The following is a 15,373-nucleotide window of genomic DNA, read 5'->3' as shown; positions in this document are numbered from 1 at the left end:
TCCCGGAGATCCCTCACTACGTTCAGGATGACGAGGTCTTTATCGATATTTGCCCCAAAGGGGCTGAGTTGCTCAGCGCGAACAGATACAAGTATTCCTACCCCGTAAATACAATCTCACTGCTTGCCTCGGCACTCTTTGTTTCCACAAAAACCTCGGCCGGAAATCTCTTAAGACATTCTTTTGCAGTCTCTGCGTCGTCTTGATTCTGGCTTTCTGCATCGCGAACTAACAAATTTCTTGCGCTATTCTTTGCCTTATTAGTCGCATCCCAGTCCAAAGGTATTTTTGAATGATTGATTAAGCACTCAATAATCTGAGGATGCATCGCTTGTGATTTTTTTACTTGCTCAGCAGAAGGTGACTCCCCGCGCTCATTAGCTTCTTCTAGCAATTCTTTTTGTATTAATTCAGCGCGCATTACTGCATAGTGTAGGGCTGTTCGCTCCAGGTGATCCTTTGTGTTTGGATTGATACCCTCATCTAACAAGGTTCTTACCAGATTTATATCGCCTAAAGCACAGGCTCTTCTTAATCGACTTTCTTTTGCAAGACGTATCGCCGTCGTTGCCCGCGTGCTCATTAGATAATCCTGTACCGCTGTCTGCCCTTCCATACAGAGTTGCTTAACCGTTTTTGTTCCAACAATCTTTTCAATTTGATTTTGGACATAAGCCAGCAATCTAGCTGATTTTTCATCACCCTTGCGCGCTTCTTTTTGGAGGCAAGCAACTACAGCATTTAATTTTTCTTTATGGGGTGATAATGGAGATAAGACTACAAGAAAAGGGATTTGAGCATCACCAGTAAGACCCTGCTCATCATTTGCAAAATAACAAAGCGGCGTTTTCCAGATATCATTAGCATATAAATAACTGTGATTGATATTAGCGCTTCGCTCAGGGTGTACAAAGGGTCTTAATAAGGCAGAGAGGTTGTCGATTGAAAAACGACTATAATCGCTCAATCCTCTCCCCAGTTTATCTTGCGCTAGAGGATTTGCTCCTTGATTTAATAACTCAGCAACTACTTTTTTCATTCCTAAGGCAGCGGCAATTAACAAAGGAGTCCGTCCATCTGCATCGGGCATATCAATACCCACTTTTCGCCCTTTTTTCATTAAACCTAATAAGGCTAAAACGGCTGATTCCTGACGAGTAAAAACTGCAATCAGCAGAGGAGTATTGCCATAACCATCTCGTGCCTCATAATCAAAGAGTGTATTTTCTTTAGTACTTCTTTGCGCATCGATAGACTGAATAAGTTTAGTGGCATATGGGAATTCAAAGGCTAGATAATAGTGTAAAAAACTACCAAACTTAGGATTCAAGGTCATAGCTGCATTAATGTTACCTCCTAAAGGTAAGCAGTCATGCAGCGCCTCTATGAAGTTTTCATAGCCATGCTCACAATTAGCCAAGGTAATATCACCAATAGCGGCAGTTAAACCAGCTGGGCGCGTATTAAAAACGGTACGGCCTAAATCGAGAAATGCCGCCTTATTTTGCTGTCGAATATGATGCCATTGCGCACCATAGCTTTCCAATTGCTGAAATATTTCCTTGTGTTGCTCTAAGATGGAGGCTTTAACCTTATCCCAGTCTGTGTGCCTTTTAGATAAATTAAAATAAAGCTGATAGATTAGAGTTTTTCTTACCGCATGAGATGATTCCAAAATTCCTTGAATTTTCGCTCTATTTTCAACAAAATTTCCTGTCAAAATATCTTGTAGTATCTCCGTTAATAGAGGAAGGTATTTTTTTCTATCCGCTGCACCCAACTCAACAATATTTTCTCCAATTATTGGCGCATAAATCTCATAATTTTGATAAGGCAGCTCCATAGCAATAGCATTCTGTGCAACATCCTCCGAAGAGCCTAAGTTAACCACTTCATTTAAAGGAGCTTTTTTTGTTAGAAAAGAAACAGGTTTTACTGAAGGCATAATTCATTTCCTCAATAGCTGAAAATAAAGGAAGAGGGGCATTATTAGGGAATTTATTCCCTAAAGCAATTTAATTAAATTCACTAGATCTCATGATTATGGATAAGGCATTAGATATTTTTAGAGGGGATATTATCGGTATTCTCTTCATCATTGGGACTGTTCTTATTATCTGTTTCTTTCTCCAACATTTTTCCATATAACTTTTTAAACTCATCAAAGCTTTCAAGCTTTTTCACCAACTTTTTTTCTTCTTGAGGTGGTTCGATTTCTGGTTGAGCCTCTTTCACCCAGAATGTATCGTCAATAAATACTCCTGCCTCATCATCTTCCTCCATTTTTCATTAACTGATTTGAATACATTTCGTGGATCAGCTAATGCTTGCCGTACATCCATACGACCAATGGTTCCCCCTTGAGGACGACGATTTTGTATAAAGATCTGATCAGCTTCATAGGCCAAACGATCTACTTCTGCTCTACGTACTGCATTACGGGCTGGAAAAACAGACAACCAGTCATCAGCTTGCTTATACAGCACTGCATCTGCCTGGTTTAAATAGGGCATAGCGGCCAATCTATTATAATCATCCCAAGCTCGATAATAACTGTTGTAGAATTGGTGATAATCTGCTTGTGCACGCCACAATTCATCGCTTGCATCATCGCATGCCTTTATCCCTTCATCCGTGAATCCATAGAACTCAAACGGTTGACCAGGCATTCCTGTTGAACGAAGACGCGTAGGGGTTATCTCGGGATCTGCAATAAATTCCGGTGAAAAAGCATGGACAGTTATGTGCCCATAGCCAGCGTCATTGAGTTTTTTTGCCACTATCTCGGCTATGCTATCGTGTATAACACCATCTGCATCCGTCCAAGGTTTTGCACCTTGACAGCCTAAAAGATCCAGATCTTTTATTCCATCCGTAATCATCTGACCGTGATGTTGTTTTACCAGATTGAGTTGAGCAATTAGTGACTCTGCAAAAGCCTCAGCGGTAAGACTACCATCGTTACCTCCAAGCACCCCACCACCTAAATGATCTAAAAAGGTTAATCGTATAGGCGCAGTTCCATCAAGTTCAGTGACTAAAGCACCCTCTTTTTTACATAAAAACTCGCCACCAGAAAAATTTCCAACGCGTTCATTCGGGTAGGAAATTTGCAGTAAACGTAAATCATCTATTGCTTTTGGGGTAAATAGGCCAATTAACATAGGCTTCTGAGAACGAATCTATATTTTTCATTATAATACAATAAACAACCTTTCTGGCCTTTATTTAGCCAGTTCTATTCTCCCCTACCAACTTACTTAGTGCGCTTAATAAAAATTTAAGCAGGCCACTTTAGTCTATACAGCCTAGTTTTAATGAGAGAAGTTATTTGCGAGGAAATTAATGTATGAAAAGAAAACATGAAGAAGATAACAACGGAAGAAATCTAAGACCTTACGTAGGAGGAGGGTCTGTTGTTCAGGCAGCAGTAGTCAGTACAGCAGATCTGAACCTGTTTGCATTGAAGGCCAATGTAGGTGTTAAAATGAAAAAATTTGGGGATGAGCTTGCCTGGAATTCAAAAGTTTCTGATTCTTTAAGAGTTTACCCGGTCCCAGAATCAATCAAGAAAGCATGGTCCGGATTTTTTAACAAAGCACAACTCCCCGCAGAAGAAGCTAAGGCGCCTGAATCTACACCTAGGCAACTGCGTTGATGTTTTAACATCTGAATCAATGCTTTTTTACTGCAAAGCCACGATTTACGAAGACCGACTAAGCACTAATTAATATTTTATTGATATTGTTTAATAAACCTTATTGGAGTTGACTATGAATAAAATATTAATTGCTTGTCTTTTTTTAGTAGAAATTTCTCTTTCTTTTGCAGCAAAGCCAACTGATCTTGTTTTACTATTGCGTGTCAACCCAGATGGAAAATCAAAGATATATGAGCAATTTGTAAAGGATACTGTTATTGAAAAAGATAATATTACAAAGAAAATTAACAAGCCTAATTACCATGTTACGGCAGGATGGATTAAAGACGGAAAATCCGATAAAAATCTAATAAAAATGATGAAAAATGAATTAAAGTCAGAATCATCATTAAATTATTTTTTTGGAGAATCAGGCATTTACAAAGTGTCTCCATCATGCCCTAATCCCACAAAAAATAATAAAAAATGCACCCGCAATGCCATTGTTTTATTTCCGGACGAACCAACTAAAAACGAACTTAAAAACATTAACTTAAAACTAAATTTATTACTCGAAAAATACAATAAGGACTATCATACTAATTTCAAAATGTATGCGGATATTATTCCGGCAAATTATACACCGCATATCTCTTTAGCAGCCACCAAGCAAGTCCTTTCTGCGAATAGAGGAAAAGCAATAACCCAGATAAATAATAAAATTAAAGACAGTAGCTTTAAGTTTACCAAAATAGGGTTGTAAGCTACTCTTGGATTAATATTTAGCCTGGATGAACCGATTAGGAGTAGTAATAATGCCTCATAGTAGCTCACCAGAAATTGCCCACTCATTGCTGGGCTTTATTTGGCATTATTTGAAAGATAAAAAACGTTATTTAGCTGGGTTTGTTTTGGTTGCCTTGCTGTGGGCAATCGATATGTCATTAACCCCTTATTTGCTAAAAGTGATTGTAGATAATGTTGTTCAATATTCACACAACCAAGACAAGCTACTTCATGCCATTATTTTTCCAGCTATTCTCTATGCCTCTATGAGCTTAGTGATTAATCTGAACTTTCGTTTGTATGATTATGTTAATTTACAGTTGTACCCCTATCTTAGAGCCACAATTGAGAAAGATTTGCTGCAGTATTTACTTAATCACTCCTATACTTTTTTTCACAACAATTTTTCTGGTGCTTTGACAAAAAAAATTACGGACTTGATGGAAAATATTGAGCCCTTGGTGACTATTCCGAATGAATGGTTTTATCCGAGGGTGTTTGCTGCTTTGATTGCTAGTGGAACCCTATTTACAGTTGTTCATCCAATATTTGGCATTATTTTGTTTGTTTGGGCTCTTGTCTTTGTATTGCTTTCATATTTGGCTTCAAAAAGGGCAGAAAATTACTCGAGAGATTTCTCAGAAAATATTTCCAGATTATCGGGCTCTGTTGCCGATAGTATTTCGAATGTCATGAGTGTAAAACTGTTTGATAATGTGCGCCATGAAATTTCAAACATTGATACTACCTTAGATGAAGTTGTTAAGAGCGATCGAAAATTATCTTGGTTTAATTTGAAGACTAATCTGCTTCAGGGTCTTGGTGCTTCAATTCTTATTGGCGCCATGCTGCTAATGCTTATTTGGGGATTGCAAGAAGGATGGGTAAGCGCAGGGGATTTTGCTTTAGTCCTAACCTTGTCAATTTCATTTACTTGGGGCGTCCACGATATGGGAAAACAGATGCAGCGTTATTCCAAAGTAGTTGGAACCTGCAATCAGGCATTAAGCCTTATAAGACAGTCCCATGAAGTTAAAGACCAACCTGATGCGACCCTACTCAAGATCCATAAGGGGGAAATTAGGTTTCAAGAGGTGTCTTTTCATTATGAGAATAGAGCTGAATTGTTTAAAAACTTGACTGTTTCTTTAAGGCCAGGAGAAAAAGTTGGCTTGGTTGGCTACTCTGGTGGCGGTAAGTCTACGTTTATTAAATTAATTTTACGGCTTCTCGATATACAGCTAGGCACTATTTTTATAGACAATCAAGATATAAAAAAGGTCACTCAAGGCTCGTTGCGATCGCAAATTGCGACTATTCCGCAGGAACCAGAACTCTTTCACCGAACAATTAGGGATAACATCCGATTCGCCCGAGCTGATGCAACCGAGGAAGAAGTTATCGATGCAGCTAGAAAAGCGCATTGTCATGACTTTATTATGGATTTACCTCAGAAATATGAGTCTCTGGTTGGGGAGCGAGGTGTTAAACTCTCTGGCGGACAAAAACAGCGTATTGCTATCGCCCGTGCATTTTTAAAAAATGCGCCCATTTTACTGTTGGATGAAGCAACTTCGTCGCTAGACTCGCAAACAGAAGACGATATTCATCAAGCCTTGCATGAAGTTATGATAAATAAGACCGTTATTGTTATTGCCCACCGTTTATCTACATTAAAAGAAATGGATAGAATTTTGGTTTTTGTAGATGGTGCTATTGTAGAAGATGGCGCATTAAATCAATTACTGGAAAATAAAAATGGGCATTTCTATAAATTGTGGCAAATGCAAGTAAATGGTTTTATTTCTGAAATTTTTAACAAAGATTAGGGTATATACTCTTTACCAATGAGTTTTAAGAAGGAGTGTCGAGTGAAAGGAAAACTACTAAGATCATTATTTGCTGATGAACTGGTTACTGCCCCAGGGGTTTTTGATGGACTTTCAGCAAAGCTAGCCACCCAAGAAGGTTTTAAAGCAATCTATGCAAGTGGAGGTGCAATAGCCCGGAGTACGGGTAGACCTGATATAGGGTTACTTTCTTTAACTGAAGTAGCACAACGAATGCAGGAAATTGCTAACGCCACTCATTTACCCGTGATTGCTGATGCTGATACAGGTTTTGGCAATGAATTGAATACTGTACGCACAGTTCAAGAGTTTGAACAAGCAGGAGTTGCCGCAATACACCTTGAAGATCAAACCTTTCCTAAACGGTGCGGACACCTATCGGGGAAAACCTTAATTCCTAAAGAAGAGATGGGTATTAAAATCCGTACGGCAATTAAAGCCCGCTCACAAACTGATTTTCTTATTATTGCTAGAACAGATGCAATCGCTGTAGAAGGCTTTTCTAGCGCCATTGAAAGAGCAAAATATTATTTAGAAGCTGGAGCAGATATGATTTTTGTAGAGGCTCCCGAAACAGTTGAGCAGATTGAAAAAATAGCAACCCTTATCACAGAACCCAAAGTTATTAATATGTTTTATGGTGGCAAAACGCCGCTGGTATCCTCTGAGGAATTAAGGCAAATGGGTTATAGTATCGCCATTATCCCTTCTGATTTACAACGCGCTGCGATGAAAGCAATGCAGCAAACACTAAAAGCAATCCAAATACATGGAGATAGTTCAAGCGTTGCTAATACTCTTCTATCATTCAAAGAACGTGAAGAAATTATAGAAACTGATAAATTTTTTAAATTCGTGACTACTCTGGAATCGGCTTAGATGCATTGTCCTCTATGCTGCGCGCGGTGGAGAGGGGACAAAAAGCATTTTTTGTATAGCGTTCTAAGTGCGATTGGACTGACAAGCCCAGCCTAAGTTCGTTTTACTGCCTGCAGTGCATACATAAGGGGGAGCTTAGCCTTCATGTTTTCTATCTGCCATTTATTTTCAGCGACTTGTACTAGATTACTAAAACAATCATATTCCACATAATCATATTCTTTTAATACTTCTATTCGCAATTTAGCATCAATAAGACTTTGTATTACCTCACTCATAGGATGATTCCAACCTATTTCCTTCATTTCCATATCGGCATCTTTGTTAGCATAGGTCCCTTTAAGGGTTTCAATAATAGGTCCTGTATTGAAATAGGAATGTTGAATCTTAGTGAAATCATTATCAAACATCCAAACTACTGGATGAAATTCAACAAAAACTAACTTACCACCTGGCTTTAACATTTTACTAATGACTTGCGCCCAAAGCTGCATATCAGGTAACCAGCCTATTACGCCATAACTTGTAAAGACTATATCGAATTTTTCTTGTATCAGCTTAGGTACAGAATAAGTATCTGAGCAAACAAATTTAGCTGATAGATCGTTTTTATGAGCTAGCTCCACCGCATAAGCAATAGCTTTATCCGCAATATCTGTCCCAACCACCTGAGCCCCCATCCTCGCTAGAGATAGGCTATCTAATCCAAAATGGCATTGTAAATGTAGTATTGATAGTCCACGAACATCGCCCAATAACTCTAACTCAGGGTCTTTAAGGGAGGTTTTACCGGCAATAAAACCTTCTACATCATAAAAGGAGGAAACGATATGATGCTTTGTTTTTTCGTTCCACAATGCTTTATTAATTTCAAAATACTTTTTTTCTTTACTCATGACATTTTCCCTAGCCTTGTTCCACCATGATTGCATTGATCAGCTAATAATTACTATCAAAAAAAGACAACCGAGATGCAGACCTTTACTAGCTTGTGTTCTTTAACTCCTATCCAGAAAGCGTCAAAAGACTAATAAAGGAGCTCACTGAATCAATGAGGTTTTGCACAACATTGATTTTCTTTGATTCATCGACGTACAATAATGCTCTTTTTTAGTCACAAGAGTTACATAATGGTTCAATCTTTATTTTTCAGCCCCAGCGAACCAAGAGGTCCTGCCCGTTCGAAAACATGCTACCTAGTTACACCAAATATCATATTAGTACTTTCAGGTGATGAAGAGAAAGATAAGACCTTAGGTTGGCCATTGCGGCTTTATTATAAAACACAAGAGACAGGCTTCGGTCTTTGGATAGGCGATGGCATGCGCAAAGAAATAGAAGAAATTGCTCGCAACAACGATTCATCGGCTGAATTAGCAGCCTACTTAAAAAATCGGGGAACCACTGGCGAACAGATAGCCAAGCTTATTAGAAAGGATTTACAGGAGTTACCCGCACAGTCACTCGCGCCTTAGGTATCCAGCAAAGCGCATTAAATACCTGGCGTTTTATTACTTAGATTTCAATTTTGTAATTGAACAAAATTGAACGATAAGTATCAAATTGGATGAAGAAAACGCCAGGTATTTAATGCGCTCTGCTTAGAATCTAATTGCCTGCCGCAAACCCTTTATAGCGATGATATAAGTCTTTCCTTAGGCTTTTGTTAAATGAGTTACGTATTTATTACAGTTATAGTCGACTAACCTCTCTCGAGCCCTTCGCATTTGAATTTAAATTAGCAACTTCATTGGTTAACAGGTTGTACAAGGTTGTTTGTTTTTCTTGATCTTGTGGGTTTTTGAGGGTTTCTGTAGTTTGCAGAAAATTTATCGTTGATTTGTTCAGTAAATCGTTGCCATCCTCGCGGGAGCGAAGATGACAACCTTCTATCACTAATCCTAGAATAAACCTCGCGCTGTTGGTTGTGTATAAACGCCACTAGTATATTCCTGCCAATTTTCTGCAGGTTTAATATGACATTTTTTGGGAACCATATGCCAACCCGGTTTGTAGTTATAACATGAGGCTGCTTGAACTGACCCAACTGCTAAAACGAAACTACTAGCTATTATTAAACCAGCAGCTAATGATTTAACTTTCATAGACAACTCCTTTTGCTTAACCATGTTAAAGTGATTAAAATTTATACAGAATAAGTATGGACTAGTTCTTTAAATAAGCAAATTTAATGCATTTTTCTGAATATAATCAGTCGCATCCAAATCAGGTAAAATCTAGCGTCTCAAGGGAATACAGACCTGCCGTTTACATAAAACACTATTTCAGTATTATTAGCTTATTGATTAATTTATAATTGCAAAATTTTTAATTAAAACTGGTATTTAATATGCTAAAAAAAACTGATGGAACAGTTGTTTCTTCTGCAGATGAATTGAAACTGGAAGAGCAGTTCGACTTATCAACAATAATGTCCCAGCTACCACCTATCCCCGTACATTTTTTTGGACTTAGAATGGAGCAGTACAGATGGTATGAGAAAACTATATTGGCGATGCTCCAGGCAAAAGAAATAAAATATGACTTACATGAGCTCTGCAGTGTTTTTTATGCGATTAGAGGTGGTGATGGCTGTATTGTTGATTTGGGAGAAATAATTCATATTCTTGACCAGTTTTCAAGAAGGCTTGACACGATAGATACGTCAATAAACACGGTTGCTGAAATAGCATTGATCAGCGCTATCGTCGGTTTGAAAGTAGCAGACGATAGAGCGGTACACAACGCGGATCTGGCTATTCTTTATAACTCATGCCTCATCACTGATGTGCACAAAACAGTTACCTTGGCAGATGTAGTACGGCTCGAGAAACATCATCTAGAATCCCTAAGCTATCTTGTTGGGTTCGGTAATAAATCCAAAAGGAAAGAACGTTTACAAAAAATTATGAGCTTTATCGATGTGCAAAGCATGTATATTATGGAAAGAGAATTACAGGCATTATGCTTCGTTGAAGGACCGGTGATTGGCGGTGTGGTTCAACAGGCAATATTTAAAAAAACCAGCGAAACGCCACTAAGATTTTTCAGAGGGGGTTGTACACAATCAAAAGATGAAGACAACCGCCCTTGTGAGAAAAAGAAGGAGTTATCCTCTCTTAAAAATCCTCTGAGCCAGAGTCTCTAATCCATATAAAACACTTAGGTGCCAGAGCTGATATTAATTCTCAAATAAGTAGTGGTAGATAGATCAGCTACCAGCTAATTAATCTTTAATAAATATTTTTCGTTTATCCTCAAGCGTTATTTTAAAAATACCTGGAACCATATCATACCAGTAGGCTTTCTATCTGAAACACCTCAAGAAACTGCCCTAATGCCACGATTAGGGCAACTAACTTTACGTCAGTTCGGGATAAATAGATGGAGTAGTCATAGTTATTATAAAAATGATTATGTGGTCACATTAAGGGTTAATAAGCGAATGCTGAAAAAAGATCCTTTATTAACTACTCGATATACTAATGAAATGGCAGAGGCGCTAACTCCACAAGATCCCCAAAATAGCATTAGTAATTTGAGAATACCCTTTAACGTTATCGTTGGTGGTAAAGATATTTTATTTAGAACCAAATCATTACAGCGTTTTTGCAATAAATCTTCGCAATTAAAACGCTTTATTGTTATTCCAGAATTAAACCAGTTATCGATCATTAAGGAGGTATTTCAACTATTTAAGCCTAGTGAAGGATTGTAAGTTTAAAAAATTTAAAGGGCATTTACATCCGTTCGCGCTGAGCAACTAAGCCTCTTTGGGGCAAACTTTGAACTAGAAACCCCTCATCTATCCTTCAGACACCTTTTCTCCACGCTTAAGCGAAGGAAGTAATGAAAACCGTTCTTTGAGAGGTCTGTGCGGCAAGCACTGTGCAAGGCTTCGAGACGGCCTAAAGGCCTCCTCAGCCCGAACGGTTTTGAGGTAGCGGTTTTAACTTGTGGCAGATCCTAGCCAGTTGTATTTTATTTTTTTCTTCTATATATTCTACCGCCCTTAGCCGATTGATTACGACTAGTAATGGCTTCCACATCTTCTAAAAAATCTCAAAAATTTGTTTCTTTCTATAGTATTTATCTCGCTATAGATAGCGGCAAACTTTCCATGTCTATGATCAAATATTATTTTGATATTGTTCTACAAAATAGTGAGTCAGCAGCAATAGCAATGCAAGAGTGGATAAGCTCTCCCTTAGGTGCTGCGCTTACCGCAATTAGTACCATCAGTTTTGTGGGTTTTGCCTTTTTAGCCTCTCGCTTAGATAAAGACGATAAGAATCCTATTAAACGTTTTATCGCTATTCTATGGCCTTATATCAGGGACGCCTTGAAAAGCTTGCGCAATGCCTTACGGGGTGTGACAAGCACCTTAACCTTACTTCATTTGCTTGATATTGTAGATATACGTCAGTTAATTATCCCTCTCGGTTTAGTGATAGGAGTGGTTTCCCTAATAAACCGTATTTGGAGTCGCTATCGCTTAAATCAGCAAGATAAAATGCTCAATGATGCTAAAACGCTGTTAAACGAAATCGCGGATCTGAAAGAATTCGATCAAATTGAAGAATTACGCAGGAAAATCATAAAGCAAACTACTCTAAGTAAAACTCTATCTTTTTTGTCAGTGCTATTGAGTGCCTTAATTGATGGCATTAACCCTTATATTGGTGCCTTGGCGATAGCTGCAATCAATCCTCCCGTTTTAATTGTTATAACGGTATTTTGCAGTATTTATTTTCTTAGTACTTTGATAACAAAAATTTATGATGAAATTAATAAGCAACATCAATTAACTATTGCTCAAAAGAAGGTGGAAATAGCGCTACTGGCAAAAGAAATGGATTTGTTAGAAGAAAAACTAATAAATTTAGAAAAATCTGATGAATATTATAGTCTTCGAGATTATTTAGACTATTTGCATTATGAGCATGAGCAAGCAATTGCAAAATTCTCAGAATCTAGCCCGGTACCCCTCTTGGTTCAAGGCATAAAGTGTGGCTTAAATATCTATAAATATATCATGCTGACAATAAGTACTTTTCTGTTTCTATCGCCAATAAGATTACCGTCTATTCCAGCAATAAGCCGAGCAGGCATAGGGTTAACGGCTCTAGGTGGGGGAACTGTGTATACCCTAGCCTCTACTTCGTTTAAAAAGGCCTCTGAGGAGTCAATAAAGACAGAAAGAAAACGAACTAGAAATCCTCATCTATTTTTTAGCGATATAGAAAAGCAATCCGATTTCGCTTGCTCGCCAATGAGCCCAGTTTTTGCTCTGTCTTGAACTCTAATGCAATAACACCCTCGCCCTACGTTGCTTGTAGTCTTTTTAGTGCATATGATTAGTGATATTTGCTTATTGCTAGGGATGATATGAATTTGCGCTATGTAAAACTAGGTTTAGTTGGATCAATTGCTTTATTTTTTAGCCTGGTGGCCTTTGATAATCTAATTGAATACACCTCTAACTTCCCTGCAGTACAACATGTATTAAGCATGGATACCACCTTTGATGTCCCGATATTAAAGCGACGCGCAATTACAAATCCCTCAATTCAGCTTGGAATATATTATCTAATCATCGCCAGCGAATTGTTGACGGCTATTCTTTGCTGGCTGGGTTGTTTTCGACTTTTATCCAAGATTAATGCAAGCGACACAGAATTTAACAGCTCTAAGAATGTGGCAATAATAGGATTATTCTTAGGTTTTATTCTATACATGGTCGGTTTTATTGTTATTGGTGGAGAATGGTTCTGCATGTGGCAGTCACCCACATGGAATGCACAGCCAGCTGCAGGATTGTTTGCCGGCTTAATTATGCTTGTGATGATTTTCTTGGCCTTGCCATAGAAATATCCGTTTTATTTTGTTCTTAGAAATCCTATTTTCAAATCCTCACTTGCCCCATTTCTGGGGCAAAACTACTCGTAAATCGAATAGTAATCGTAATAGGTCCGCCTCCGCTCCAGTATTGAATTCCCGCGGCTTGACCGCGGGAATTCGGGATGGGGGTAACCTATTACTAGCAATCCGGATTGGAATGCTATATGCCAAAAAGTCTTTTCGAATTAAGTCTAGGATAATGCCCATTTTTTATAATTTAACCAATAAGCAGTCATTCTCTTGGAGAATAATCATGGGTAAGAAAATACTTTTTGTTTTTGCTGGCACAGGTGGAGAAGCTTCTGATGAGCATTCTCGGTTTGAGGAGATTAGTGATACCGACCCAGTCCCCTATAAAGAAGATGTCGTCAGAGTTTACTTTTCCGGCTGCCAATATAGTCAAATTGGTGGAAGATCAACGCTGATGGGCCTTATAAGTCCTAATCTTGATACGGTGGGGAAAAATATCAAAAACTGCTTTAACTTAAACAATTACTTATCCCTTAATGAATTGCAAGAAAAGTTTGGTAACGCCGTTATTATAGAAGGAGCAGAGGGTGAAGACTTAATTCCAGTGGACTCTATTGATATGACAGGGTTTAGTCGAGGAGCAGTAACTACATTTTCAGTGGCTCGTCATCTTGATGAATTAAACATACCAATGTCTCTACTAGCGGTGGAACCGGTTCCAGGCCACAGTAAACAAAATGCCAAAAAAAATGGTTCAGAGTTCGTTAAAAACTGCGATTTAACAGGCCTCCAAAACTTAGTTCAAGCCGAAGTCATGTTGGGTGCTTATACTAAACATCCAGTTCTAACTATGCCTTTCCATGGAAAATTTTTTAGGCAAATGGCACCTCTTTTCCCCAGCAATTGTGACACATCAATTTATACTTACCCGAAATTTGACCATAACGAAGCAAATAGAACTTTACATCAAAGGATGTTCAATTTTATTAAAAGACGAAATTTATCTCCATTCGAAGATATACCAGCAAATAATAATGATACGGTCTTCTTTGTACCCAAAGTAGTCCAACAAAAATTTCTTCCTGGTGTCGATGGCCGTCTGCAAATTTTGCCTGAGATAAAAGAAAAATTATTCGCTTTAGTCGCTCAAAAGTATCCCGATCTTCAAACTCGCCTGGGAACATTGAGCACTAAACAGCTACAAGCCCTCCATGCGCTAAAACAATGCTACACAAGTAAGGAGCATTTGGTCAATATAGTTATAAGTGACCGTACTTCGCAGGCGGAAGCGATTAGAGAATTTATCATTGAATTTGAAAATATAAATCAATATATCAACAAGCAATTTCAGCGAGGTAATGATTTATCGCCAACCAATCCTGTTCAAATCTTTCGGAATAATGTCTATAACCTTCTTCGTGACTTTCCTGAGAATGCAACCCCTCTACAAAAGCGTTTATTTCGGGAGAATATGCTTGCGAATCTAGAAAGTATTAAACCTATGATTCCATATCTTGAATATGGGAATTTAAAAAACCTAATGACCCCTTTTATACAAGAAAACGTTCTCTTGCATCCTGATTTACTCCAATACCTTGATCAACAAAATGATGGGGAGCTAATTCTCGATATTAAAACAATTGACAACCCTAAAGTTCTCGCCAAACAACTTCATTTCATGTCTGAAGCATCACGGAAATCTGCCTATGATTTATTTAAAGGAAATTTGCCTAACATCGTCAAAAACAGTGAGGACCTAGGGAATATCCTGCGATATATTCCAGCAGAAAAAGTTGAATCAGTCTTAAATAAGCAAGGGCTGAAATCGTTAATTGGCTCAATGAGCGATGTCAATAAACTAATGGATAAGCTCTTAACCGATCAACAAAAAAATGCAGCATTTAAAGCCCTGAAAGGCTCAATCAAAGAGATGGAAAAAACCCCTGAGCAATTGGGTGAGTTAATGCAGCAGATATCGCCTGCGCAGGGACGTTCCTTACTTAAATCACTTTCCTTTACATCAGAGAAATTTATACATCAGTTTCTTAGGACGTTAACAACTCCGCAAATTAACCAATTTTTACCTGCTCTTGAGAAGGCATGGACTCCCTTCAAGCTCCTTACTAATATAAATCATCAAATGGAACGTATGGGTCTAAGGACTAATTTAGAAGCTAAAGTAACCTCTAAAGAAGCTAAAAGTTGTCTCGATAAAATCTGCCCATCCCAAACACAAATACAAGCACAGCAGTTCAACTTTAAACAGCAGTTGCAAGAATTAAGAAGAGATATTGATGATACGCCGCAATTAAGTATTGCCCGGGCCTGTTGATGAAATGTAGCCTGG

At 38.2% G+C, this 15,373-nt stretch carries 16 protein-coding genes; 10 read left to right on the top strand and 6 right to left on the bottom strand.

Features of this window, described 5'->3' with window-relative positions; all coding sequences use genetic code 11:
* Positions 1-97: 97 nt before the first annotated feature.
* The 3 genes from BN1094_RS03590 to BN1094_RS03580 all read right to left on the bottom strand — a co-directional run bounded on the left by BN1094_RS03590 (position 98) and on the right by BN1094_RS03580 (position 3,164).
* Positions 98-1,945: an ankyrin repeat domain-containing protein gene (locus BN1094_RS03590; RefSeq protein ID WP_043872996.1), complete on the bottom strand. Its 1,848-nt coding sequence runs from the start codon at positions 1,943-1,945 to the stop codon at positions 98-100.
* A 110-nt stretch (positions 1,946-2,055) separates the two neighbouring features.
* Positions 2,056-2,283, bottom strand: coding sequence for a hypothetical protein (locus tag BN1094_RS03585; RefSeq protein WP_141650414.1), 228 nt, complete (start codon positions 2,281-2,283; stop codon positions 2,056-2,058).
* Positions 2,232-3,164, bottom strand: a complete 933-nt coding sequence (locus tag BN1094_RS03580; RefSeq protein ID WP_043872994.1) for a hypothetical protein — start codon at positions 3,162-3,164, stop codon at positions 2,232-2,234. The genes BN1094_RS03585 and BN1094_RS03580 overlap by 52 nt, the downstream gene beginning before the upstream one ends.
* Positions 3,165-3,349: 185 nt before the next feature.
* Between BN1094_RS03580 and BN1094_RS03575 the strand changes: the two genes are divergently transcribed.
* The 4 genes from BN1094_RS03575 (at position 3,350) to BN1094_RS03560 (ending at position 7,155) form a co-directional block, all read left to right on the top strand.
* The gene (locus BN1094_RS03575) at positions 3,350-3,658 is read left to right on the top strand and encodes a hypothetical protein (RefSeq protein WP_043872993.1); all 309 of its coding nucleotides are present in this window, start codon (positions 3,350-3,352) and stop codon (positions 3,656-3,658) included.
* A 115-nt stretch (positions 3,659-3,773) separates the two neighbouring features.
* Complete coding sequence (locus BN1094_RS03570; RefSeq protein WP_043872992.1) at positions 3,774-4,403, top strand: hypothetical protein; 630 nt, start codon at positions 3,774-3,776, stop codon at positions 4,401-4,403.
* A 52-nt stretch (positions 4,404-4,455) separates the two neighbouring features.
* Positions 4,456-6,255 carry an ABC transporter ATP-binding protein gene (locus tag BN1094_RS03565; RefSeq protein WP_043872991.1) on the top strand — a complete coding sequence of 600 codons (1,800 nt, stop codon included), beginning with the start codon at positions 4,456-4,458 and terminating at the stop codon, positions 6,253-6,255.
* Positions 6,256-6,297: 42 nt separating this feature from the next.
* Positions 6,298-7,155, top strand: coding sequence for an isocitrate lyase/PEP mutase family protein (locus BN1094_RS03560; protein ID WP_218054600.1), 858 nt, complete (start codon positions 6,298-6,300; stop codon positions 7,153-7,155).
* A 92-nt stretch (positions 7,156-7,247) separates the two neighbouring features.
* Here BN1094_RS03560 and BN1094_RS03555 read toward each other — a convergent pair whose 3' ends face one another.
* On the bottom strand, positions 7,248-8,051 hold the full coding sequence (locus tag BN1094_RS03555; RefSeq protein ID WP_043872989.1) for a class I SAM-dependent methyltransferase: 804 nt from the start codon (positions 8,049-8,051) through the stop codon (positions 7,248-7,250).
* A gap of 234 nt (positions 8,052-8,285) precedes the next feature.
* Here BN1094_RS03555 and BN1094_RS03550 point away from each other — a divergent pair, with 234 nt between their 5' ends.
* The gene (locus BN1094_RS03550) at positions 8,286-8,630 is read left to right on the top strand and encodes a hypothetical protein (RefSeq protein ID WP_043872988.1); all 345 of its coding nucleotides are present in this window, start codon (positions 8,286-8,288) and stop codon (positions 8,628-8,630) included.
* A gap of 217 nt (positions 8,631-8,847) precedes the next feature.
* Here BN1094_RS03550 and BN1094_RS03545 read toward each other — a convergent pair whose 3' ends face one another.
* Both BN1094_RS03545 and BN1094_RS03540 read right to left on the bottom strand, forming a co-directional pair.
* Positions 8,848-9,051: a hypothetical protein gene (locus BN1094_RS03545; RefSeq protein WP_043872987.1), complete on the bottom strand. Its 204-nt coding sequence runs from the start codon at positions 9,049-9,051 to the stop codon at positions 8,848-8,850.
* 5 nt (positions 9,052-9,056) lie between these two features.
* Positions 9,057-9,260: a hypothetical protein gene (locus tag BN1094_RS03540; RefSeq protein ID WP_043872986.1), complete on the bottom strand. Its 204-nt coding sequence runs from the start codon at positions 9,258-9,260 to the stop codon at positions 9,057-9,059.
* A gap of 245 nt (positions 9,261-9,505) precedes the next feature.
* Between BN1094_RS03540 and BN1094_RS03535 the strand changes: the two genes are divergently transcribed.
* The 5 genes from BN1094_RS03535 (at position 9,506) to BN1094_RS03515 (ending at position 15,358) form a co-directional block, all read left to right on the top strand.
* Complete coding sequence (locus tag BN1094_RS03535; protein ID WP_043872985.1) at positions 9,506-10,303, top strand: hypothetical protein; 798 nt, start codon at positions 9,506-9,508, stop codon at positions 10,301-10,303.
* Between the two features lie 297 nt (positions 10,304-10,600).
* Positions 10,601-10,873, top strand: a complete 273-nt coding sequence (locus BN1094_RS03530) for an alpha/beta fold hydrolase (RefSeq protein WP_043872984.1) — start codon at positions 10,601-10,603, stop codon at positions 10,871-10,873.
* A gap of 402 nt (positions 10,874-11,275) precedes the next feature.
* Entirely contained in the window at positions 11,276-12,454 is a 1,179-nt protein-coding gene (locus BN1094_RS03525) for a hypothetical protein (protein ID WP_141650413.1), read from the top strand.
* 89 nt (positions 12,455-12,543) lie between these two features.
* Positions 12,544-13,023: a DUF2165 family protein gene (locus tag BN1094_RS03520; RefSeq protein WP_043872983.1), complete on the top strand. Its 480-nt coding sequence runs from the start codon at positions 12,544-12,546 to the stop codon at positions 13,021-13,023.
* Between the two features lie 16 nt (positions 13,024-13,039).
* Complete coding sequence (locus BN1094_RS03515) at positions 13,040-15,358, top strand: hypothetical protein (RefSeq protein WP_218054599.1); 2,319 nt, start codon at positions 13,040-13,042, stop codon at positions 15,356-15,358.
* Positions 15,359-15,373 lie beyond the last annotated feature (15 nt).

The organism is Legionella massiliensis, from assembly GCF_000756815.1.
GTDB classification, from domain to species: Bacteria; Pseudomonadota; Gammaproteobacteria; order Legionellales; family Legionellaceae; genus Tatlockia; species Tatlockia massiliensis.
Note: the sequence above shows the minus strand (reverse complement) of the source record. Positions and strands in the feature narration are given on the sequence as shown.

Coding starts and splice junctions, on each gene's coding strand:
- BN1094_RS03590 (WP_043872996.1), bottom strand. CDS start 1,945: ATGCCTTCAGTAAAACCTGTTTCTTTTCTAACAAAAAAAGCTCCTTTA.
- BN1094_RS03585 (WP_141650414.1), bottom strand. CDS start 2,283: ATGGAGGAAGATGATGAGGCAGGAGTATTTATTGACGATACATTCTGG.
- BN1094_RS03580 (WP_043872994.1), bottom strand. CDS start 3,164: ATGTTAATTGGCCTATTTACCCCAAAAGCAATAGATGATTTACGTTTA.
- BN1094_RS03575 (WP_043872993.1), top strand. CDS start 3,350: ATGAAAAGAAAACATGAAGAAGATAACAACGGAAGAAATCTAAGACCT.
- BN1094_RS03570 (WP_043872992.1), top strand. CDS start 3,774: ATGAATAAAATATTAATTGCTTGTCTTTTTTTAGTAGAAATTTCTCTT.
- BN1094_RS03565 (WP_043872991.1), top strand. CDS start 4,456: ATGCCTCATAGTAGCTCACCAGAAATTGCCCACTCATTGCTGGGCTTT.
- BN1094_RS03555 (WP_043872989.1), bottom strand. CDS start 8,051: ATGAGTAAAGAAAAAAAGTATTTTGAAATTAATAAAGCATTGTGGAAC.
- BN1094_RS03550 (WP_043872988.1), top strand. CDS start 8,286: ATGGTTCAATCTTTATTTTTCAGCCCCAGCGAACCAAGAGGTCCTGCC.
- BN1094_RS03540 (WP_043872986.1), bottom strand. CDS start 9,260: ATGAAAGTTAAATCATTAGCTGCTGGTTTAATAATAGCTAGTAGTTTC.
- BN1094_RS03535 (WP_043872985.1), top strand. CDS start 9,506: ATGCTAAAAAAAACTGATGGAACAGTTGTTTCTTCTGCAGATGAATTG.
- BN1094_RS03530 (WP_043872984.1), top strand. CDS start 10,601: ATGCTGAAAAAAGATCCTTTATTAACTACTCGATATACTAATGAAATG.
- BN1094_RS03525 (WP_141650413.1), top strand. CDS start 11,276: ATGTCTATGATCAAATATTATTTTGATATTGTTCTACAAAATAGTGAG.
- BN1094_RS03520 (WP_043872983.1), top strand. CDS start 12,544: ATGAATTTGCGCTATGTAAAACTAGGTTTAGTTGGATCAATTGCTTTA.